Annotated in this window: 27 protein-coding genes; 10 read left to right on the top strand and 17 right to left on the bottom strand. The window is 68.1% G+C overall.

All coding sequences use genetic code 11. From position 1 onward, the window contains the following. Nucleotides 1-3 precede the first annotated feature (3 nt). A complete protein-coding gene (locus RZE79_RS06815) occupies nt 4-366 on the top strand; it encodes a 6-carboxytetrahydropterin synthase (RefSeq protein ID WP_056578341.1) in 363 nt (120 codons plus the stop codon). A gap of 117 nt (nt 367-483) precedes the next feature. Here RZE79_RS06815 and nadA read toward each other — a convergent pair whose 3' ends face one another. From nadA to RZE79_RS06785, 6 genes are all read right to left on the bottom strand, one after another. Next, the gene (gene nadA, locus RZE79_RS06810) at nt 484-1599 is read right to left on the bottom strand and encodes a quinolinate synthase NadA (protein ID WP_319359530.1); all 1116 of its coding nucleotides are present in this window, start codon (nt 1597-1599) and stop codon (nt 484-486) included. Nucleotides 1600-1605: 6 nt separating this feature from the next. Further along, complete coding sequence (gene nadC / locus RZE79_RS06805) at nt 1606-2484, bottom strand: carboxylating nicotinate-nucleotide diphosphorylase (protein ID WP_319359529.1); 879 nt, start codon at nt 2482-2484, stop codon at nt 1606-1608. Between the two features lie 20 nt (nt 2485-2504). Then, a complete protein-coding gene (locus tag RZE79_RS06800) occupies nt 2505-3542 on the bottom strand; it encodes an NAD(P)H-dependent glycerol-3-phosphate dehydrogenase (protein WP_319359528.1) in 1038 nt (345 codons plus the stop codon). A 28-nt stretch (nt 3543-3570) separates the two neighbouring features. Continuing rightward, nucleotides 3571-4035: a protein-export chaperone SecB gene (gene secB / locus RZE79_RS06795; RefSeq protein WP_099792246.1), complete on the bottom strand. Its 465-nt coding sequence runs from the start codon at nt 4033-4035 to the stop codon at nt 3571-3573. 128 nt (nt 4036-4163) lie between these two features. Further along, a complete protein-coding gene (gene grxC, locus RZE79_RS06790; RefSeq protein WP_319359527.1) occupies nt 4164-4424 on the bottom strand; it encodes a glutaredoxin 3 in 261 nt (86 codons plus the stop codon). 21 nt (nt 4425-4445) lie between these two features. Beyond that, nucleotides 4446-4829 carry a rhodanese-like domain-containing protein gene (locus RZE79_RS06785; protein WP_373696565.1) on the bottom strand — a complete coding sequence of 128 codons (384 nt, stop codon included), beginning with the start codon at nt 4827-4829 and terminating at the stop codon, nt 4446-4448. A gap of 105 nt (nt 4830-4934) precedes the next feature. Between RZE79_RS06785 and gpmA the strand changes: the two genes are divergently transcribed. The 3 genes from gpmA to RZE79_RS06770 all read left to right on the top strand — a co-directional run bounded on the left by gpmA (nt 4935) and on the right by RZE79_RS06770 (nt 8091). Further along, nucleotides 4935-5678: a 2,3-diphosphoglycerate-dependent phosphoglycerate mutase gene (gene gpmA, locus RZE79_RS06780; RefSeq protein WP_013543140.1), complete on the top strand. Its 744-nt coding sequence runs from the start codon at nt 4935-4937 to the stop codon at nt 5676-5678. Between the two features lie 123 nt (nt 5679-5801). Beyond that, complete coding sequence (locus RZE79_RS06775; protein WP_153286197.1) at nt 5802-7244, top strand: S41 family peptidase; 1443 nt, start codon at nt 5802-5804, stop codon at nt 7242-7244. Between the two features lie 82 nt (nt 7245-7326). Beyond that, nucleotides 7327-8091, top strand: a complete 765-nt coding sequence (locus RZE79_RS06770; protein ID WP_319359526.1) for a molybdopterin-synthase adenylyltransferase MoeB — start codon at nt 7327-7329, stop codon at nt 8089-8091. 31 nt (nt 8092-8122) lie between these two features. Here RZE79_RS06770 and RZE79_RS06765 read toward each other — a convergent pair whose 3' ends face one another. After that, on the bottom strand, nt 8123-10144 hold the full coding sequence (locus tag RZE79_RS06765) for an AsmA family protein (protein WP_153285746.1): 2022 nt from the start codon (nt 10142-10144) through the stop codon (nt 8123-8125). Nucleotides 10145-10401: 257 nt separating this feature from the next. Here RZE79_RS06765 and RZE79_RS06760 point away from each other — a divergent pair, with 257 nt between their 5' ends. Continuing rightward, complete coding sequence (locus RZE79_RS06760; RefSeq protein WP_153285747.1) at nt 10402-10806, top strand: response regulator; 405 nt, start codon at nt 10402-10404, stop codon at nt 10804-10806. A gap of 7 nt (nt 10807-10813) precedes the next feature. Here RZE79_RS06760 and RZE79_RS06755 read toward each other — a convergent pair whose 3' ends face one another. Further along, nucleotides 10814-11446: a response regulator transcription factor gene (locus RZE79_RS06755; RefSeq protein WP_007837167.1), complete on the bottom strand. Its 633-nt coding sequence runs from the start codon at nt 11444-11446 to the stop codon at nt 10814-10816. Between the two features lie 130 nt (nt 11447-11576). On the opposite strand from RZE79_RS06755, the gene RZE79_RS06750 reads away from it, so the two are divergent. The 5 genes from RZE79_RS06750 (at nt 11577) to RZE79_RS06730 (ending at nt 14666) form a co-directional block, all read left to right on the top strand. Next, on the top strand, nt 11577-12926 hold the full coding sequence (locus tag RZE79_RS06750; protein WP_153285748.1) for a CHASE3 domain-containing protein: 1350 nt from the start codon (nt 11577-11579) through the stop codon (nt 12924-12926). A gap of 201 nt (nt 12927-13127) precedes the next feature. Further along, nucleotides 13128-13292: a DUF1328 domain-containing protein gene (locus RZE79_RS06745; RefSeq protein WP_070063586.1), complete on the top strand. Its 165-nt coding sequence runs from the start codon at nt 13128-13130 to the stop codon at nt 13290-13292. 54 nt (nt 13293-13346) lie between these two features. Beyond that, nucleotides 13347-13721 (top strand): hypothetical protein, encoded by a 375-nt coding sequence (locus RZE79_RS06740; RefSeq protein ID WP_153285749.1) that lies wholly within the window; start codon nt 13347-13349, stop codon nt 13719-13721. Between the two features lie 59 nt (nt 13722-13780). Further along, nucleotides 13781-14164, top strand: coding sequence for a hypothetical protein (locus RZE79_RS06735; protein WP_319359525.1), 384 nt, complete (start codon nt 13781-13783; stop codon nt 14162-14164). Further along, complete coding sequence (locus RZE79_RS06730; protein ID WP_319359524.1) at nt 14151-14666, top strand: hypothetical protein; 516 nt, start codon at nt 14151-14153, stop codon at nt 14664-14666. The genes RZE79_RS06735 and RZE79_RS06730 overlap by 14 nt, the downstream gene beginning before the upstream one ends. A 76-nt stretch (nt 14667-14742) precedes the next feature. Here RZE79_RS06730 and RZE79_RS06725 read toward each other — a convergent pair whose 3' ends face one another. The 9 genes from RZE79_RS06725 to RZE79_RS06685 all read right to left on the bottom strand — a co-directional run bounded on the left by RZE79_RS06725 (nt 14743) and on the right by RZE79_RS06685 (nt 20156). Next, entirely contained in the window at nt 14743-15237 is a 495-nt protein-coding gene (locus RZE79_RS06725) for a BON domain-containing protein (protein ID WP_319359523.1), read from the bottom strand. 131 nt (nt 15238-15368) lie between these two features. Continuing rightward, on the bottom strand, nt 15369-16193 hold the full coding sequence (locus tag RZE79_RS06720; protein ID WP_319359522.1) for a DUF429 domain-containing protein: 825 nt from the start codon (nt 16191-16193) through the stop codon (nt 15369-15371). A gap of 13 nt (nt 16194-16206) precedes the next feature. Next, the gene (locus RZE79_RS06715) at nt 16207-17088 is read right to left on the bottom strand and encodes a DMT family transporter (RefSeq protein WP_319359521.1); all 882 of its coding nucleotides are present in this window, start codon (nt 17086-17088) and stop codon (nt 16207-16209) included. 16 nt (nt 17089-17104) lie between these two features. Continuing rightward, nucleotides 17105-17527 (bottom strand): BLUF domain-containing protein, encoded by a 423-nt coding sequence (locus tag RZE79_RS06710; protein ID WP_101489005.1) that lies wholly within the window; start codon nt 17525-17527, stop codon nt 17105-17107. 3 nt (nt 17528-17530) lie between these two features. Next, a complete protein-coding gene (gene folE, locus RZE79_RS06705) occupies nt 17531-18262 on the bottom strand; it encodes a GTP cyclohydrolase I (RefSeq protein WP_153285755.1) in 732 nt (243 codons plus the stop codon). 73 nt (nt 18263-18335) lie between these two features. Then, the gene (locus tag RZE79_RS06700) at nt 18336-19103 is read right to left on the bottom strand and encodes an endonuclease/exonuclease/phosphatase family protein (RefSeq protein WP_319359520.1); all 768 of its coding nucleotides are present in this window, start codon (nt 19101-19103) and stop codon (nt 18336-18338) included. Beyond that, nucleotides 19100-19585 (bottom strand): dihydroneopterin triphosphate diphosphatase, encoded by a 486-nt coding sequence (gene nudB, locus RZE79_RS06695; RefSeq protein WP_373696544.1) that lies wholly within the window; start codon nt 19583-19585, stop codon nt 19100-19102. Before nudB ends, RZE79_RS06700 begins: the two co-directional genes overlap by 4 nt. Next, nucleotides 19563-19874 (bottom strand): CcdB family protein, encoded by a 312-nt coding sequence (locus RZE79_RS06690; protein ID WP_153285758.1) that lies wholly within the window; start codon nt 19872-19874, stop codon nt 19563-19565. Before RZE79_RS06690 ends, nudB begins: the two co-directional genes overlap by 23 nt. Continuing rightward, a complete protein-coding gene (locus tag RZE79_RS06685; RefSeq protein WP_153285759.1) occupies nt 19875-20156 on the bottom strand; it encodes a type II toxin-antitoxin system prevent-host-death family antitoxin in 282 nt (93 codons plus the stop codon). Between the last annotated feature and the right edge of the window lie 39 nt (nt 20157-20195).

The following is a 20195-nucleotide window of genomic DNA, read 5'->3' as shown; positions in this document are numbered from 1 at the left end:
ACGATGCGCTTCACCATCAGCCAACGCTTCTTCTTCGACGCCGCCCACACGCTCAAACGCGAGATCGAAGTCGAAGGCAGCCGCCGCATTCACGGCCACACCTACCACGCGGAGGTGTGGCTCGCGGGCGAGCGCGATCCGGTGACGGGCATGGTGATCGACCTGGGCCTGCTGCGTCGGCGGCTCGAGGATGTGCGCGAGCAGCTTGACCACCATCTGCTGGACGACGTGCCGGGGCTGCATCCGCCGACGCTGGAGAACCTGTGCGTGTTCATTGCGGAGGCGCTGCCGGATCTGCGGGCGTCGCTGGCGCGCGTGCGTGTGTGGCGTGAGGCGCTGGGCGATTCCTGTACGGTGGAGTTCTAGGTTTTTCTCCCTCCCCCGCTGGGGGAGGGCCGGGGTGGGGGCACGCAGCGGATCCATCGGACGCTCTGCCTGCCCCCATCCCAACCTTCCCCCAGCGGGGGAAGGAGCAAGACAGGATCAGGCCGCGCCGATGCCGGCGACCAGACTGCCCGGCGCCTGTCCGTTCTTCAACCCCGCCGTGAACGCCAGCATCCGATCGATCGGCACGCGCGCCCGCACGCCCAGCGCCGGATCGACATGGATCTCACCCGCGCCGGTTTCCAACGCATTCGCCAGTTCAACCAGCCCGTTCATCGCCATCCACGGGCAATGCGCGCAGCTCTTGCACGTGCCGCCATTGCCCGCCGTAGGCGCCTCGATGAAGGTCTTGCCCGGGTTCAGCGTGCGCAGCTTGTGCAGCATGCCGGTGTCGGTCGCGACGATGAACTCGGTCGCGTCGAAGCGCTGCGCCGCGCTCAGGATGGCCGAGGTGGAACCCACCGCGTGCGCCAGTGCGATCACGTCCGACGGCGACTCGGGGTGCACCAGCACCTTGGCCTTCGGGTGCTCCTTCATGAGCAGCTCGAGTTCGAGCGACTTGAATTCGTCGTGCACGATGCAGGCACCGTTCCAGCTGACCATGTCGGCGCCGGTCTGGCGGCGGATGTAGTCGCCCAGGTGGCGGTCGGGGCCCCAGAGGATCTTCTGGCCGGCCGCATGCAGCGCGTTCACCACGTCGAGCGCGCAGCTGGAGGTGACGAGCCAGTCGGCGCGCGCCTTCACGGCCGCGCTGGTGTTGGCATAGACCACCACGGTGCGGTCGGGATGCGCATCGCAGAAGGCGCTGAATTCGTCGACCGGGCAGCCCAGGTCGAGCGAGCAGTTCGCGTCGAGGTCGGGCATCAGCACGCGCTTCTCGGGCGAAAGGATCTTCGAGGTCTCGCCCATGAAGCGCACGCCCGACACCACCAGCGTGGTGGCGGCGTGGTCGCGGCCGAAGCGCGCCATCTCGAGCGAATCGCTCACGATGCCACCGGTTTCCTCGGCCAGATCCTGCAGGTCGGGGTGCACGTAGAAGTGCGACACCATCACCGCGTTGCGTTCGCGCAGCAGGCGGCGGATGCGCTCCTTCAGCGCGATGCGTTCATCGGGCGAAGGCTCGGGGGGCACGCGGGCCCAGGCGTGGCGCGTGTCGCAGACCGAGCCCTGCGCGGGCTGTTCGTAGTCGACATCGATGACGGAAGCGGTCGTCATGGCGGTTCAGTGGTTCAGGAAGCGCATCGAGTAGTCGATGGCCTTCACGTCCTTGGTCAACGCGCCGATCGAGATCCGGTCGACACCGGTCTCGGCCAGGGCGCGCAAGCCGTCCAGCGTGACGCCGCCCGAGATCTCGAGCACGGCCTTGCGATCGTCGCCCACGGCGTCGTTCAGGCGCACGGCCTCGCGCAGCGTGGGCAGGTCCATGTTGTCGAGCAGCACCATGCGGGCGCCGGCGTCCAGCGCTTCCTGCAGCTGGGCCAGGGTCTCGACCTCGACCTCGACGAACGCAGCCTGCGCAGCCACGGGCGCTACCGCGCGCAGGGCGGCGGCCACGCCACCGGCCGCGGCAATGTGGTTTTCCTTGATGAGCACCGCGTCGTACAGGCCGATGCGGTGGTTCAGCCCGCCTCCCGTGCGCACCGCGTACTTCTGCGCCAAGCGCAGGCCCGGCAAGGTCTTGCGGGTGTCGACGATGCGCGCGCGCGTGCCCTTCACGGCGTCGGCGTACAGCGCGGTCTTGGTGGCGACGGCACTCAGCAGCTGCAGGAAGTTGAGCGCGGTGCGTTCGGCCGTCAGCAGCGCGCGGGCTCCGCCTTCGATTTCGAGCACGGGCTGGTCGGCGGCGCAGCGTTCGCCCTCGCCGCACAGCCAGGTGATGCGCGCCTGCGGATCGAGCCGCCGCACGGTGGCCTCGACCCAGGGCGCGCCGCACACCACGGCGGCTTCGCGCGCGAGCACGCGGGCATGGGCCGTGCGGGAGGCGTCGACCAGCGAGGCGGTCAGGTCGCCGTCGGCGACGTCTTCCTGCAGGGCGCGGGCGACGTCGGACTCGGCCAGCGCAGCGACGGCCGACGCCGAGAAATCAAAGCGAAGGCTCATGTCTCTGGAATGTCTGATTTTCAGGAGGAGTGGCGGGGGACCGAACCGGCTTGCACCGACTCGGGCACCGGGTCGCGCCCGGTCAGCGCCGCGACGGCGTCGCGCGGGCTCACCTGGCCGTCGAGCAGCGCGACCACGCCTTCGGCGATGGGCATCTCGATGCCCAGGCCGCGCGCGCGCTGCACCACGGTGCGGGCGCAGTACACGCCCTCGGCCACGTGGCCCAGCGAATCGACGGCCTGCGCGAGCGTGTGGCCCTGGGCCAGCAGCAGCCCGACCTTGCGGTTGCGCGAAAGGTCGCCGGTGGAAGTCAGCACGAGGTCGCCCAGGCCCGACAGGCCCATGAAGGTCTCGGCGCGAGCGCCGAGCGCCAGGCCGAAGCGGGTCATTTCGGCCAGGCCGCGGGTGATCAGCGCCGCGCGGGCGTTGAGCCCGAGCGCGAGGCCGTCGCACAGCCCGGTGGCGATGGCGAGCACGTTCTTCACGGCGCCGCCGACTTCGACACCGACGATGTCGTCGTTGGCGTACACGCGCAGGGCCGGGCCGTGGAAGGCGTCGACCAGCGCATCGCGCACGCCGGCATGCGGGCTGGCGGCCACCAGCGCGGTCGGACGCCCTTCGGCGACCTCCTGCGCAAAGCTGGGGCCGCTGAGCACGCCCGCCTTCAGTTCGGGCGCGACCTGCGCCCAGATTTCGTGGGCGAGCAGGCCGAAGGCAGTGGGAGAGGTGCTGTCGAGCGCGGGCTCGACGCCCTTGCACAGCCACGCCACCTGGGCGGTGGTGCCGCGCAGGGCGATCAGCTGTTCGCGCAGCGCCGCCATGGGCGTGGCGACGATGACGAGGTCGGCCCCGGCCTGTGCCTGGGCGATGTCGCCCGCGCGCACGGCCAGCGAGGCCGGCAGGGCCAGTCCGGGAAGGTAGCGGGTGTTTTCACGCGCGGCCGACATGGCGTGGGCCTGGGCGGCATCGCGCGCCCACAGCGTGACCTCGTGGCGGGTCGCCGCGTTGACTGCGACGGCCGTGCCCCAGGCACCGGCGCCATGAACGCAGATCTTCATCGTGCGCTGGCGGCGTCGTGCGGCCGGTTTACTGGGCCAGGGTGGGTGCAGCCTGGCCGGCGGCCTGGGCTTGCTGCTGCTCGTACATGGCCTGGAAGTTGATTTCGGCCAGGTGCACGGGCGGGAAGCCGCCGCGCTGGATCACGTCGGCGACGTTGCCGCGCAGGTACGGATAGACGATCTGCGGGCAGGCGATGCCCAGGATCGGACCCATCTGGTCTTCCGGCAGGTTGCGGATCTCGAAGATGCCGGCTTGCTTGGCCTCGACCAGGAACACGGTGCGGTCGTCGATCTTGGTCTGCACGGTGGCCGACACGGTGATCTCGAAGATGCCGTCGGCCACGGGCTGGGCGTCCACGCCGAGCTGGATGTCGACGGTGGGCTGCGTCTGCTCCAGCAGGATCGCGGGCGAGTTGGGTTGTTCGAGCGACAGGTCCTTGAGGTAGACGCGCTGGATCTGGAACACGGGATCTTGGGCTTGCTGGTCGGCCATGGCTGAACTTTCGAGGATCAAAACAATGCCCGCCGGGGAGAGGGTCCCGCAGCGGGCTGCAGATGAGGGAACAAACGATTATCGCCCGACGGCCCGCGCACTTTCGTGACGCTGGGCCGCGGTGGGCTTCAGGCGGCCTGCAGCAGCGGGACCAGGCCGCCGCGGCTATCGAGCGCCTGCAGGTCGTCGCAACCGCCCACGTGGGTGTCGCCGATGAAGATCTGCGGCACCGTGCGGCGCTGGGTGATCTCCATCATGGTGTTGCGGGCCTGCGGGTCGGTGTCGATGCGGATCTCTTCGATCGCTTCGACGCCCTTGGCCTTGAGGATCTGCTTCGCACGCGTGCAGTACGGGCAGAACGCGGTGGTGTACATCTTGACGGCTTGCATGCGCTTTACCTTGGGGAAGAGTTAAGCCTTTTCAACCGGCAGATTAGCCTCTTTCCAGGCCTTGAGCCCGCCAGCCACCGCTTGGGCCTGCTCGTAACCGAGCTTCTTGGCCGTGGCCACGGCACGCTGGGCGCGGGCGCCGGTGGCGCACACCAGCAGCAGCGGCACGTTCTTGTTCTTGACCGTGCCAGCCAGCTTTTCCTCGAGCAGGTTCAGCGGGACGTTCTTGGCGCCGATCATGTGGCCGCCGGCAAACTCTTCGGGTTCGCGCACGTCGACCAGCACCGCGCGCTCGCGGTTGATGAGCTGCACGGCACCCTGGGCCGTGAGCGTGCCACCGCCCGCACCGCGGATCATCGGCCAGGCCAGCATGCCGCCCGAAGTGAGCGCCATCAGGATCAGCATCCAGTTCGCGGTGACGAATTCGATCAATTTCACGGGGGTTCCTTGGATGGCAAACCCGGGATTTTAGAATGCTGGTTTTCCCACGCGCTTCCAAAGGCCTCCGACATGCACAAACTGGTACTGATCCGCCATGGCGAATCGACCTGGAATCTCGAAAACCGTTTCACCGGCTGGACCGACGTCGACCTGACCGAGACCGGCGTCGAGCAGGCCAAGCAGGCCGGCCGGCTGCTCAAGGCCGAGGGCTATGACTTCGACGTGGCCTACACCAGCGTGCTCAAGCGCGCCACCCGCACCCTCTGGCACACGCTCGACGAACTCGACCGCACCTGGCTGCCCGTGGTGCACTCCTGGCGCCTCAACGAACGCCATTACGGCGGCCTGCAGGGCCTGAACAAGGCCGAAACCGCCAAGAAGTACGGCGACGAGCAGGTGCTGGTCTGGCGCCGCAGCTACAGCACGCCGCCGCCGCCGCTGGAAGCCGACGACCCGCGCAGCGAGCGCTCCGACGTGCGCTACGCCAAGCTGTCGCCCGAGCAGATTCCGCTGACCGAGTGCCTGAAGGACACGGTGGCGCGCGTGCTGCCGTTCTGGAACGAGTCGATGGCGCCGGCCATCCGCACCGGCCGCAGGCTGGTGGTGGCCGCGCACGGCAACTCGATCCGCGCGCTGGTGAAGTACCTGGACGGCATCTCGGACGACGCCATCGTCGGCCTGAACATCCCGAACGGCATTCCGCTGGTGTACGAGCTCGACGACGACCTCAAGCCCCTGCGCCACTACTACCTGGGCGATGCCGCAGCCGCCGAAAAGGCCGCCGCCGCGGTGGCGTCGCAAGGCAAGGGCTGAAGACGTAAGCAAAAGAAGAAAACCCGGCCTGCCGGTCCCTCCGTGGAACCCCGGCAGGCAATTTGCTTCCAAGCTGTGTATATTGGTTCGACAGCCGTCGACATACAGGACATTTCACTCATGATGGGCCAGAAACTGAAGATCACCGGCTGGGTCGCCGCCGGCGCCGTTGCTGGCGTCCTGACCACCGTCTCGCTGCAGACGGTCGCGCGAGGTTCGCTCGCGCCGCTCCCCCTCGAGGAACTGCAGCAGCTCGCGGCCGTCTTCGGGATGGTCAAAAGCGACTATGTCGAGGCGGTCGATGAGAAGAAACTCATCTCTGACGCCATCTCGGGCATGGTCGCCGGGCTCGATCCGCACTCGCAGTACTTCGACAAGAAGTCCTTCAAGGAATTCCGCGAGGGCACCACCGGCCGCTTCGTCGGCGTGGGCATCGAAATCTCGCAGGAAGACGGCCTCATCAAGGTCGTCTCTCCCATCGAGGGCTCGCCGGCCTTCCGCGCCGGCTTGAAGCCGAACGACCTGATCACCAAGATCGACGACACGGCCGTGCGCGGCCTGTCGCTCAACGAGGCCGTCAAGCGCATGCGCGGCGAGGCCAACACCAAGGTGCTGCTGACCATCTTCCGCAAGGACGAGAGCCGCACCTTCCCGGTCACGATCACGCGCGAGGAAATCCGTACCCAGTCGGTGCGCGGCAAGATGATCGAGCCGGGCTACGGCTGGATCCGCCTGTCGCAGTTCCAGGAGCGCACGGTCGACGACTTCGTCAAGAAGATCGAAGAGCTCTATAAGGAAGACCCGAACCTCAAGGGCCTGGTGCTCGACCTGCGCAACGACCCGGGCGGCCTGCTCGACGCGGCGGTGGCGGTGTCGGCGGCCTTCCTGCCCGAGAACGTCACGGTGGTCACCACCGACGGCCAGTTGGCCGAAAGCAAGTCGATTTACAAGGCGGCGCCCGAGTTCTACCAGCGCCGTTCGGGCAGCGATCCGCTGCGCAACCTGCCGGCAGCGCTCAAGAACGTGCCGCTGGTGGTGCTGGTGAACGAAGGCTCGGCCTCGGCCAGCGAAATCGTGGCCGGCGCACTGCAAGACCACAAGCGCGCCACCATCATGGGCAGCCAGACCTTCGGCAAGGGCTCGGTGCAAACCGTGCGCCCGCTCGGCCCCGACACCGGCCTGAAGATCACCACGGCGCGCTACTACACGCCGAGCGGCACCTCGATCCAGGCCAAGGGCATCGTGCCCAACGTGCTGATCGACGAAAGCGCCGAGGGCAGCCCGTTTGCCGCCCTGCGCATGCGCGAGGCCGACCTCGAGAAGCACCTGGCCAGCGGCCAGGGCCCCGAAGTGAAAGACCCCGAGCGTGAAAAGGCCCGCGACGAAGCCCGCAAGCGCCTCGAGGAAGAAGCCAAGAAGCCGCCGCAGGACCGCAAGGTGCCCGAGTTCGGCACCGACAAGGACTTCCCGCTGGTGCAGGCGCTGAACCGCCTGAAGGGCCAGCCGGTGCTCGTGAGCAAGACGCAGGTCATCGTCGACAACAAGGACGAGAAGAAGGAAAACTGATCCGGCGAGCGGGCCGCACCCTGCGTGCGGTTCGCGCCACCGGCGTTTTTTTCCTTCCTCCGCGAAGTTCCAGGCAGCGCGCATGGACGATCACGACCTGCTGCGCTATTCGCGCCACATCCTCCTCGAAGAATTCGGCATCGACGGCCAGGCGCGCGTCAGTGCCGGGCGGGTGCTCGTCATCGGCGCCGGTGGGCTGGGCTCGCCGGTGGCGCTGTACCTCGCGGCAGCGGGAGTCGGCCACATCGCGCTGGTCGACGACGACGAGGTTGACCTCACCAACCTGCAGCGGCAAGTGGCCCACACGCACACGCGGGTCGGCCAGCCGAAGGTCGCATCGGCCGCGCAGGCCATGCGCGACATCAATCCCGACATCGCCATCGAAACCCACGCCGTGCGCGCCGACGAGGCGCTGCTGTCGCAGCTGGTGGCCGCGGCCGACGTGGTGGTCGATTGCTGCGACAACTTCGCCACCCGGCAGGCCGTGAACCGCGCCTGCGTGGCGCATGCCAAACCGCTGGTGGCGGGCGCGGCGATCCGTTTCGACGGCCAGCTGAGCGTCTACGACACGCGTGACGCCGCCTGCCCCTGCTACGCCTGCCTGTTCCCGCCCGAGGCCAGCTTCGAGGAAACGCGCTGCGCGGTGCTCGGCGTGTTCGGTCCGGTCGTGGGCACCATCGGCACGCTGCAGGCCAGCGAGGCGCTCAAGCTGCTGGCGGGCATCGGCCCGTCGCTGGCGGGCAAGCTGCTGATGTTCGACGGGCGCAGCACGAGTTTCGACACGCTGCGCGTCTCGCGCGACCCGCACTGCGGCGTCTGCGCGCAGCGCCAGACGGCGAGCGCCTGAGCGCCCGCCCTCCTCTTTCTTTCGTGTTTCCTCAGGGCTGACGTGCGCCCTTGGCCCGCGCCGCACCGCGCGACGCAGCGCCTGTGGTGGGCCGGTTCGCCAGCGCCAGCACACCCGAGCAGTCGGCGTTCTCGCCGGGACCCGTCTCGATGGTCGCGGCCAGTGCCAGCAGCGGGTTGATGGCACCGAGCGCCAGCGCTGCAAGACCCCGGCCGGCCAGCGGCCCCACCTCGACACCGCCCCGGGGTGCGCCGAAGGTGCCGCTCACGACCAAGGGCGTGCGCAGCGACAGGAGGTTCGGGCTCTTGGGCTCGGGGCGGACCACGAAGTCCAGCGACTCGGTCGCGAGGTTGGCCTGGCCGGTGGCGGTGAAGACGGCGTTGGTGGTGTCCAGCACCAGCGTGCGCGCGTTCATCACGCCCTTGTTCACGTCGAAGGCCAAGGCCGCGCAGCGCAGTTCGACGTCGCGGTCGCCGCGCAGCAGGAACTTGAGGATGTCGCCGCCCACCAGCGTCGCGAACACGGGCATCAGGTTGCCGAACTGGCCGCGTCCCGACAGCACCGCCATGTCGCCCGACGCGCCGCCGAGCCAGCTGGCCACCGAATTGCCGGCGCCCGAGAGGTTGATGCGCCCGTCGAGCCGGCCGACGCTGTTGCCCGAGTTTTCGAGCTTGGGAATCAGCCGCGCCAGCCGCAGGCCGCGCACGTCGAGCGAGGCGCGGATGTCGGCCGGTGTCTTGGTGGCGTCGATGCGGATCGCGCCCGCGAGCTTGCCGTTGGCCACGCCCAGGTCGAGCGGGTCGAGCGACAACACGCCGTCGGTCAGCTTGATCTTGACGCTGCCGCGGTCCAGCGGCATCTGGCGTACGTTGCGGATGGTTTCGGCGGTGTAGCCCACGTCGGCGTTCATGGCGTGCAGCCGCGCGAAGTCGAAGCGGTGGGTCGGCAGCACCTTGCCGCCGGGCGGGCGCTTGGGCTGGGCCGAGGCGACCGGCGCCACGCCTTCCACCGCATTGGCGGAACGCGCCGTGGGCGGCAGGCCGATCAGCGGGCCGAGGTCGTCCATGTCCATCACGCGGGAGCGCAGCGTGCCCGACAGGCGCGGCACCTTGCCGGCCTGATCGAAGCTCATGTCGCCGCCGATGTCCGACAGGCCCAGCCGGCCGGTGAGCCCCGCCGCCTCCCAGAGCTTGCCGCGCTTGCGCAGGCCGCCGCTCAGGGCATAGGGCGGGGTCTGAGGCAGCACGACACCGATCAGCGGGTACAGCGCGCTCAGCGTCTGGCCCTTGACCTGGAATCGGGCATCGATGCCATCGAAACCCGCCAGTTGCGCCACGGTGCCGCTGGCCTTGAGCTTCGTCTGGCCGGCGGCGGCGTCGATCTCGAGCGGGAACGGCGGCGCGCCGGCGGCATTGATCTGCAGCACATTGCCGGTGCGCCCGCTCGCCGTGAGCGGCTGGCCCTGGTAGCGGCCCTTGATGCGGTAATGCAGCGGCAGCTCGCCGCGGTTGCTGTCGTAGTCGAGGTCGGCATGCACGTCGACGCCCAGGTGCGCGGCCAGGAAGTCGACGGCGCCCTTGTCGACCTGGATCAGGCCGATGGTGGGCACGGTGCCGGTGTCCGAGGTGTCCTTGCCGAAGGCCCAGGTGCGGCGCCCGTCGGGCTCCATCTGCAGGCCCACGGTGGGCGCGGTCAACGCCAGGCTCGGAATGACCACCCGCCTGTCGATCAGCGGCCACAGCCGGATCTCGAAGCTCGCGCGCTCGGCCTTCACCAGATAGGGATCGCGCGCCCATTCGGGGTTGGCAAACTCGATGCCGTCGAAGTTGATGGTGGCGGCTTTCCAGCCCAGGTCCACGTCGAGGCGGCGGGTGATCTCGAACTTGCGCCCCGTCTTCTCGCTCACGAAGCGGTTGAGCGGTTCGCGCAGCGTGTCCCACGGAAAGAAGGCGACGAGCAGCGCTAGCGCGGCCAGCAGTACGGCGACCAGCAGCACGAAGGCCGCCAGCAGCTTCTGCCAGCGCGGCCGGGCGCGAAGGGATTGGGTTGCCATGGTCGATTCTTACCCGGAAGCGCACCCGGGCCGGGTCGGCGGCGGGCCGCAGACCCCGTGCGGCTTGGCCTACGGGAAGGCGCAAGGCAGCGCCGGGACAGCCGCCTGCACAGGCGTCGGAACCCGCCTACAACGCGCGGCCCTCGAACCCTTCATGATCCGGTGCGGGAAAGCCTCAACGTCCATAGGCAGGCTCTCTCCTCCACAGGGCGCTTGGACATGAGCACCTGCCCACCTCAGAGGAAGCGCGGTTCGGCATGGATTCCAGATTGCAGACCTACGTTGTCGAAGACAACCCCACGATCCGTGAAAACCTCATCGGCACTCTGGAAGAGCTCACCTGCACCACGGTCGTCGGCTTTACCGACAACGAGCAGCACGCACGCGACTGGTTGCGCGACCACGCCGACGAGTGGCACCTGGCCATCGTCGATCTCTTTCTCAAGCAAGGAAGCGGCCTGGGCATCCTCCAGGCCTGCCGGTCGCGCAAGCCCGGCCAGACGGTGGTGGTGCTCAGCAACTATGCGACGCCCGACATCCGGCGCCGCTGCGCCGAGTTCGGGGTCGACGCGGTGTTCGACAAGTCGAACGAGATCGACGCACTGGTCGACTTCTGCATCCGCCAGGCTGCCGCGCTGCGGCCCGCGCCCGGCGATGCCTAGCCGGGGCTCAATCGATGAGCTTGTTCTTCAGGGCGTAGTAGGTCAGGTCGCTGTTGGACGACAGGTTCATCTTCTCCATCAGCCGCGTGCGATAGGTGCTCACCGTCTTCACCGACAGCGACAGCGTCTTGGCGATGTCGCCCGCGGTCTCGCCCTTGGCCAGCTTCAGGAACACCTGGAACTCGCGCTCCGAGAGCTGCTCGTGCGGCGCGGCGTCGTCCTTGCGGTCGAGCTGGCGGGCCAGCAGTTCGGCCACGGCGGGCGTGATGTAGCGCCGGCCCAGCGAAATGGTGCGAATGGCGTTCACGATCTCGATGGGATCGCACTCCTTGTTGAGGTAGCCGCTCGCGCCCTGACGGATCAGGTTCATCGCGTAGTGCTCCTCGGGGTAGCCGCTGAGGATCAGGATGCCCACGTCCGGCGCCTTGGCGCGGATCATGGCCAGGGCATCGATGCCGCTTTGCCCCGGCATGGACAGATCCATCACCAGCACGTCCAGTTCGGTGGTGCGCACCAGTTCGATGGCTTCGCGGCCGCTCGCTGCCTCGCCCGCCACGCGCAGGTCCACGTGCTCGGAGAAGAACTGCCGGAGGCCCGATCGCACGATGGCGTGGTCGTCCACAATTCCAATTTTGATCATCTGTTACTTTCGTCGTTGTGCTGCACGGGTGGAAGCCGCAGCATGCCGGTCCCTGATTGTTGTCAATTATTCACGAAGTTGCATTGAATGCGACCCTGAAGGTGTCATGCACTGGTTAGCCCCTCAAAAAATGGCCATGAGCCTCCTGCTCGCGGCGCTGGCCGCACTGGCCCTCGTGGGCATCAACGAGGCAGGATACCGGCAGTCGAGCCGCGCGCTGGCGGACATCGACGAGGCGCAGCAGATCCGCGGCGCGCTCAACCAGATTCTGCAGAACATGCTGGACGCCGAAACCGGCCAGCGCGGCTTCCTGCTCACGGGCGAGGCCGCCTACCGCCAGCCCTACGACATCGCGGTCAGGCAGGTGGACGGCAACCTGGCCACGCTGCGCCAGCTGTATGCCGAGCGCCCGGCCGAGCGGGCCCAGCTGTCCGAGCTCTCGAAGCATGTGCTGCGCAAGATCGCCGAGATGGACATGAGCGTGCGGCTGCGCCACGAGGGCAACGAGGACGCCTGGAAGTTCGTCATGACCACCGACGTCGGGCGCGAGGAGATGGAAGCCATCCGCGCCACCGCCAACGCGCTGGTGAAGGCCAGCAACACCACGCTGCAGGCCGGCCAGCAGCAGGTGATGAAGTCGCTGCAACTGGCGCGCATCGGCACCGGCATCGTCGCACTGGCCGCGCTGATCGCCTTCTTCCTGTACCTGCGCCAGACGCACGCGCTGCGCTCTGTCGGCGAGCGCCAGCAGGAGGCGTTGCAGCGCGAACGCAATGCACTCGAAGACGAGGTGCGCGAGCGCACCGCCTCGCTGGGCGAGCTCGCCACCCACCTGCAGGACGTGCGCGAGACCGAGCGCGGCTACCTGGCGCGCGAGCTGCACGACGAACTGGGCTCGCTGCTCACGGCCGCCAAGCTCGATGTGGCGCGGCTGAAGTCGCGGCTGGCCGACTCACCCGACGCGATCCAGCGGCTGCAGCATCTGACCGAACTGCTCAACAGCGGCATTGCGCTGAAGCGCCGCATCATCGAAGACCTGCGGCCCTCGTCGCTCTCCAACCTCGGGCTGGTCGCCTCGCTGGAAATCCTGGGACGCGAGTTCGGGGAGCGCTCGGGGCTGGAGATCGAGATGGCGCTGGAGCCCGTGACCATGGACGAGTCGCGCCAGCTCACGATCTACCGCATGGTGCAGGAGAGCCTGACCAACATCGGCAAGTACGCCGAGGCCACCGAAGCCACCATCGTGCTGAAGAACTACGCCAACCACGTGATCGTGGAGGTGGCGGACAACGGCAAGGGCTTCGACGCGCAGCGCATGCGCCCTTCGACGCACGGCCTGGCGGGCATGCGCCACCGGGTCGAGGCGGCGCGCGGCAAGCTCACCATCACCTCGACACCCGGGCAAGGCACGCGGCTCAGCGCGATGCTGCCGGTGGTGAAGCCGGCGGCCTCCGACACCGCCGCGCCGCGCGCGGCCTGACGGGCGGTGGCATTTCTTCACGCCCCGGCCTGCGGCGACTCGGTCGCCTCCTACGCTCCCCCGCCCCGGTCGCTGACAGGGCCGTCGCGGCCCTGCCCTTAAGGTGGGTCCTGTGTCATCCGGCACCGGGCCGCTTCTTCACCGATGCGCCCCGATGCACGGCTTCAAACCACAAAGAGGGAAGCCTCGAAGGAGTTCCGCATGCTGCACTACGCCGTGGTATTTCTGGTCATCGCACTCATCGCCGCCGTGTTCGGCTTCGGTGGCATCGCTGCCAGCGCGGTGGGTATTGCCAAGGTCCTTTTCATCATCTTCGCCGTGCTCGCCATCGCCAGCTTCCTGGCCGGCTTGCTACGACGCAAGTAGCGTAGTTACGATCCACAGGCTCCCGCATTTCATCTTCCCGGAAAGGACTCTCCCATGAACACGACCAAGACCCCTTCGCAACTCGCCGACGACGCGCGCCAGACCGCCCACGAGGCGGCCGAAACCACCCGCGCCTACGCTCAGAACGCGGTGAATGCGGCGGGCGAAAAGGTCCGCGAATTGCGCCGCGACGCCGAGCCTGCCGTCGAGCAACTGGCCGCCCGCGTGCAGCAGGCCGTGCAGCGCGGCCTCGATGCCGCCTCGACCACCAGCGCCCGCGCCCAGCGCCGCATCGAACAGGCCGCCGACGTGACGGGCCGCTACATCTCCGACCAGCCCGTGCGCTCGGTGCTGCTGGCCGCTGCCGCCGGTGCCGCCATCACGGCGCTGATCGTGCTGGCCAGCCGCCGCAGCCGCGACGACTACTGATCCGTTGCATCGCCACTGACCGACCGACCGACCGACTCCCCGCCCGACCACCCTCGCACATGCTTCATCCGATCTTTTCGACGGTGCTCGGGCACCCGGGGCTCATTGCCGATCACCTCGCCAACTACGCCGCCCTGGTCCGGCAGGAGAGTGCGGAGGCGGGGCGCGGCCTCATGGCACGCCTCATCGCAGGCGTGCTGGCGGTGGCCACCGCCGTGCTTGCACTCGGGCTGATCGGCGTGGCCGTGCTGCTCGGCGTGTTGCACGGCAGCTTCCATTGGGTGCTGGTGGCCGTGCCTGCGGTCGCCGTGGTGATCGCGGCGATCTGCGCCTGGATCGCCGCCCGCCCGAGTCCGAACTATGGTTTCGACGATCTGCGGGCCCAGTTGGCCGCCGACGTCGAAGCGCTGCATGCCGCCGGAGCCCGCCATGAGCAGCACTGATCCCCGCCGCACTGCCGCATCGCAGCTCACCCCGCAGCAGCGGCTGGCCCTCTCGCGCCGGGCGCTCGTGCGGCAACTGAACGGCGAGGAGCCTGAGGCCCCGGCGCCGCGCCGCGCCTTCGATGGCGACGACGCCGGCGACGATCTCGAATACGCGCACCACGACACCGGCACGGGCGAATCATCCGCTTCGCCGGGGCGCCGCCGCAACGTCTGGAGCGCCATGGCGCGCGGCGTGATGCAGCGCTGGTGGCGCCGCCATCCCGCGCACGCGGCCGGTCAACTGGTCCGTCCCCTGCTCGAACATTACGCCCGCACGGAACCGGTCAAGCTCATGGCCGCCGCGGCGGCCACGGGCTCGCTGCTGGTGCTCGTGCGCCCTTGGCGACTGCTCTCGGCCACGGCCGTGGTCGCGGCCGTGCTCAAGACTTCCGACGTGGCCGATCTGGTCAACACGCTGATGCAGAAGCCCGCGCGGCCGTCGCGGCAAGACCCGCCCTGACCCCGCGCCCGCTGCACGCACCCAAGAAAAAGCCCGGTCGAACCGGGCTTTTTGCTGGGCGCAGCGGAAGGACCGGTCAGCCCTTCACTTCAAGCTGGTTGTCCACCGACTTCACGCCTTGCACGGCCTTGGCGATCTCCTCGGCGCGCGACTTGGCGGCGGCCGTGGGGGCCGGGCCCTTGAGGCTCACGGCGCCGCCCTTGGTGTCGACGTCGATCTTGATCGCGCTCAGGTCCGGGTCCTTGGCCAGGCCAGCCGAGACCGAGGCAGTGATGGCGGCGTCGTCGACCGTCGCGCTCACGGCGGCGGAGGCGTCCTTGGCGGCTTCCTTCACATCGGCCGTGGCGCCGGCCATGCCGGTCTTGGCGTCGGCCGCGGCCTGTTCGGACTTGGCCTTGGCATCGGAGGCCGCCTGCTCGGTCTTGGCGACGGCGCTGTCGAGCTTCTCGCCTGCCGTCTGGTTGCCCGGCTTGTCGCAGGCGGCCAGGGTCAGCGCGGCACCGGCGGCAAACACGGCCAGCCAGGTGCGCGAGGCGGCAAAGGGCGCGAGGGAATGGTTCGATGTTGTCATGGGTAATCCTCCTTCGATCAGGGGTGCGTGGACCGGCTGGTCCACTCCCGACAATCTATTCCCCTCCCCCTGCGCACGGGCGGCGCCACAGCCCCGAAGCGCTGTAGGACAAGCAAGCGAGGGCGAGCCGCTCAGGCGCTGACGATCCAGCCTTCGAGCGGGTCGATGGCCCACGGCAATCCGTAGCCAGGCCCGGGAGTGTCGGCACGCTGACGGGCCCATGCGGCCTGCAGCAGGCACAGCACCGCATCGAGCTCGTCGCCCTTGGCATCGGCCCTCAATCCGTCGCGCTGCGCGGCGGTGAGTTCGAGCCGCAGGCCCAGGCGTGTCTGCCCGGCCTCGAGTGCGGCCAGCAGGTCGGCGCGCGCCACCTCGCGCTCGGGCGACTGGCGCGCAAGCTCGTCGCTCTTGTAGCTGCGCCGGCCGATGAGTTCGCGCGCCAGCAGGCCTGGGTAGGCCTCCAGCGCGATGCGGTCCGGGTGCGCGCCGGCGTGCAGACCTGGCAGCGTGGCTCCCGCCGCGAGCAGGCGCGGCACGCCGGCGTGCAGCATGTAGGCGACGGGCGGGTTCACCCACTTCATCGACGGACTCGACCCCGCCGGCGCATCGGTCGCACGGTGTGCGAACTTGCCGCCAATGGGACGCGCCGCGCAGAAGGCGGCGAAGGTGTCGCGAATCTCGGCGCGGCTCAGGGCGGCGTAATGGGCGATCAGCGCGTCCCATGCCGTGGGCCACTGCAGGTGCTCGACCAGCTCGCGCGGCAGGCCGAAGGGAAAATCGAAACCGCCGACCCAGGCGGGCGTGCCGCTGTCGAGCCACTGGCCCCACGCGTCGAGCGCGGCGAAGCGGTGCAGGCGGGTCAGCGCGACGATGCCCGGGCCTGCCATCTCGCCGACAGCCACGACGATGGGTTTGCGGGCGGTCGGTGCGCTCGAGAAATCGCAGCCGAAGAGCATCGTCTGCCTTCGGTCAACCCAGTGCCAGCGCGATCACGCCGGCCGCGATGAACAGCGCGCCCAGCAGACGCAGCATGCGATCGCCTTCGCGCAGCAGATGGCCGCCGATCAGCGCCGCGAACAGCATCGAGACCTCGCGCGCCGGCGCGACGTGCGAGATGGGCGCCTGCTGCACCGCGTACAGCACGAGCACGTACGAGACGGGGCTGATCGCCGCCACCAGCAGCGCGTACTTCCACTGTTCGCGCCACATGCGCGCGGTGGTCGCGCGGTCTTGCAGCGCGGCGGGCAGCAGCAGCACGAGGCGCACGAAGTTGCTCATGTAGTCGAGCAGGATCGGCGACATCGCAAGGAACTTGACGGCGTAGCTGTCGGTGATCGTGTAGGCCGCGATGAAGGCGCCGGTCAGCACGCCGTAGCGCAGGCCCTTCTGCACGCGCTCGCGCTGCACCGGGTCGTGCTTCTTGTGAAAGAGGCGCGGGCCGCCGGCCACCAGGAACACGCCGAGCACCACGCCGAAGATGCCGGCCACGCCGACGAGGCTGATCTTCTCGCCGAGGAACAGGATCGCGACCAGCGACGAGAGCAGCGGCCCCGAGCCGCGTGCCAACGGATAGACCACCGTGAGGTCCGACTTGCGGTAGCCGCGCAGCAGCACGACGTAATAGAAGACGTGCAGCACACCGCTCAGCACGATGAACATCCACTCCTTCGTGCCCCAGGTCGGCACGACGCTCCAGCCGAGCGTGATGCCCACGGGCGCCCACACCACGGCCATGAACACGCCGCTCTGGAACGCGAAGCGCGCGTCGCCGTTCGCCTTCTTGGCGGCGATGTTCCAGCTGGCGTGAATGACCCCGGCCAGCAGGATCAGCGCAAAGGCAGAAAGCGGCACCCCGGCGGAACCGGGATCAGTGGCGGCCGACGATGGCGGCGGTGGCCATCAGTTCTTCAAGCAGCGCGAGCGAGACCTTGCCCGAGACCTTGTACGGGTCGAGTTCGGGTTTCTCGGAGTACTTGAGCAAGGTCGAGGCGTTGAGCTTGGAGAGGTTGACCTGCCCCATCGTCCAGCCGCCAAAGCGGCGCTCGGAGATTTCTTCGTAGTGCAGCAGCACCACGTCCTTGTGGCGCGCATCGCGCTGGATGTGGCCGTACAGATCGCTGATGGCGTCGCGCCCGCCCTCGATGGCCTGCAGAAAGGTGCCAGCGCCGTAGCAGAGGATGCCGGTGATGCCGCAGGCCGGGTTGTGCGTGCGCGATTTTGCGAGGATCGCCTCGATGGCTTCGGGGCTGGTATCGACGGCGCGGCTGGCGTAGAGAAGACGGACCAGCATGGCTCAGCTCTTTCGTGGCAGGAGGGAGAGAAATTCGCGGCGCAGGCTCGGATCCTTGAGGAACACGCCGCGCATGACGGAGTTGATCATCTTGCTGTCCATTTCCTTCACGCCGCGCCAGGCCATGCAGAAGTGCTCGGCTTCCATGACCAGCGCCAGGCCGTCGGGCTGCGTCTTTTCCTGGATCAGGTCGGCCAGCTGCACCACGGCCTCTTCCTGGATCTGCGGGCGGCCCATGACCCATTCGGCCAGGCGCGCGTACTTCGACAGCCCGATCACGTTCGTGTGCTCGTTGGGCATCACGCCGATCCAGAGCTTGCCGATGATCGGGCAGAAGTGGTGCGAGCAGGCGCTGCGCACGGTGATCGGGCCGACGATCATCAGCTCGTTCAGGTGCTCGGCGTTAGGGAACTCGGTGAGCGGCGGCGGCGGTACGTAGCGGCCGCGGAACACCTCGTTGAGGTACATCTTGGCCACGCGGCGCGCGGTGTTGTCGGTGTTGTGGTCGTTCTCGACGTCGATGACGAGGCTGTCGAGCACGCCCTTCATCTTGACCTCGACCTCGTCGAGCAGCGACTCCAGTTCGCCGGGTTGGATGAACTCGGCGATGTTGTCGTTGGCGTTGAAACGCTTGCGCGCTGCATTCAGTCGCTCGCGGATCTTGACGGAGACGGGCGTGCCCTCGTCATCGTCTTTTCGATCGGGAAGCGGTTCGACGTCGGTTTTCCTCAGCATGGCGGGGATCGTACCAGTGAATGGCTCCAAGGGATTCGGGCTGCAACGCCCGCCCCTTCTCGGAGCAATGCTATCAATTAGGTAGCGAGAAGTCAGCTACCAGCGGGAGGTGGTCAGACATGCGGGCCCAGATCGGGCCGCGCGGTACCGAGCAGGCCAGCGGTTCGAGCTGGCGGCCGTAGACGAAATCGAGCTGCGCCACCGGCAGCCGCGACGGATACGTGAGCGTGCGCGGACCGCGCAGGTCGCTGGCGTCGCGCAGGCCCATGGCGTTCATGGCGTAGCGCATGCGCGCGCCCCAGTCGTTGAAATCGCCGGCCACCACCACGGCCTCGTCGACCGGCACCTCGCGCTCGATGAACTCCCGCAGCCGCGCCACCTGCCGCACGCGGCTGCCCTTGATGAGCCCCAGGTGCACCACGATGGCATGAATCGGACGGCCTTCCACTTCGATCACCGCGTGCAGCAGGCCGCGCTGTTCAAAGCGGTGGTCGGAAATGTCCTGGTGGCTGGTGCGGATCACCGGCCAGCGCGTGAGCAACGCATTACCGTGCTCGCCATGGCGCGTGACGGCATTGGTCTCGTAGACGGCCGTGTAGCCCTCGGGCGCCAGGAAGTCGGCCTGCGGCAGTTCGGGCCAGCGCGGGAAGCGGGCGGCCGCCTGGCGGTTCATCTTGCGCACCTCCTGCAGGCAGACGATGTCGGCATCGAGCTGCTCGATGGCGTGGCCCAGGTTGTGGATCTCAAGCCGGCGCGCCGGCCCGATCCCTTGGACACCCTTGTGGATGTTGTAGGTCGCGACCCGAAGGTTGTGCGCTGCTGATGCTGCCGGCTGGTTCATCGCGCAAATTCTGGCAGCAACAGAATGGCTTCGGCGTTCGACGGGGAAAAGCAGGCGTCTGCTGCCTCGCGGTACGGCAGCCATTGCCAGTCGGTGTGCTCGCGCGCGGCGAGCACGGGCGTCAGGCGCCCGGGCACGCACAGGCCGAACAGGTGCTCGGTGTTGTGGGTGATGCCGGGTTCGTAGCGCGCGCGCCATCCGGGGTAGATCTCGTAGATGTTGCGCAGCTGCCAGTCGATCAGCTGCGACGCCAGGGGCGTGCCCTCGCCGCACTGGATGCCGGTTTCCTCGGCGACTTCACGGGCGGCCGTGAACGCGAGCGGCTCGTCGAGAGTGTCCTTGCTGCCGGTGACCGATTGCCAGAACTCATGGGCATCGGCGCGCCGGATCAGCAGCACGTCGAGCGCGGGCGTGTGGATCACGACCAGCACCGATTCGGGGATCTTGAAGGGGCGCGGATCAGAAACCACTGAGCACAGCATCCAATGCGGCTGCCACCTCACCAGCGCGGGGAGCGAGCGAAGCGACTGGTTTCTTGAGAAGTCTTGCTGAGAGAGGGGCCGCCAGGTGCGGCATCAAGGACAACGTCTCTCCATCCATTTCAACTGTCGGGCACAAGTTGACCGGTGCTTGGCGCGCACCAACGCGAAACACGGGAATGACAAGGCGCGTCGACAAATGATCGAGCAGGCCGCTTTGCACATCAACGACGTAGGGAACCGTCCGGCGCGCCTCGAGCCGAGGGTTCTCGTAGATGTCGAACTGTGCCATTCAAGGCGCGTCCTGCCAGGCCACCATGCCCTCGCACCACAGCCCGTGCTTCTCCACCAGTTCGTTCTGCGCAGCAATCCAGTCCTTGTATTCCGCATTGAACTCGCGCCTGCGCTGCGCCATCGATTTCTTTTGCTCCAGCGCTTCGAGTTCCGCAAAGCGCGCCGCAGAAACAAGAACGACCGCCACGCGGTCGTTCTTCATCACGTGCACCGGTTCGCGCTCGGCCTGGCCGAGGTAGTAGCCGAATCGGTTCTTGGCTTCGGTGGCGGTGATCTGCATGGCGGGCTCCGGGGAATGATTAGCCATTTTAGCCAATCA

It is taken from the genome of Variovorax sp. EBFNA2, assembly GCF_033802765.1.
Lineage (GTDB): Bacteria > Pseudomonadota > Gammaproteobacteria > Burkholderiales > Burkholderiaceae_C > Variovorax > Variovorax paradoxus_H.
Note: the sequence above shows the minus strand (reverse complement) of the source record. Positions and strands in the feature narration are given on the sequence as shown.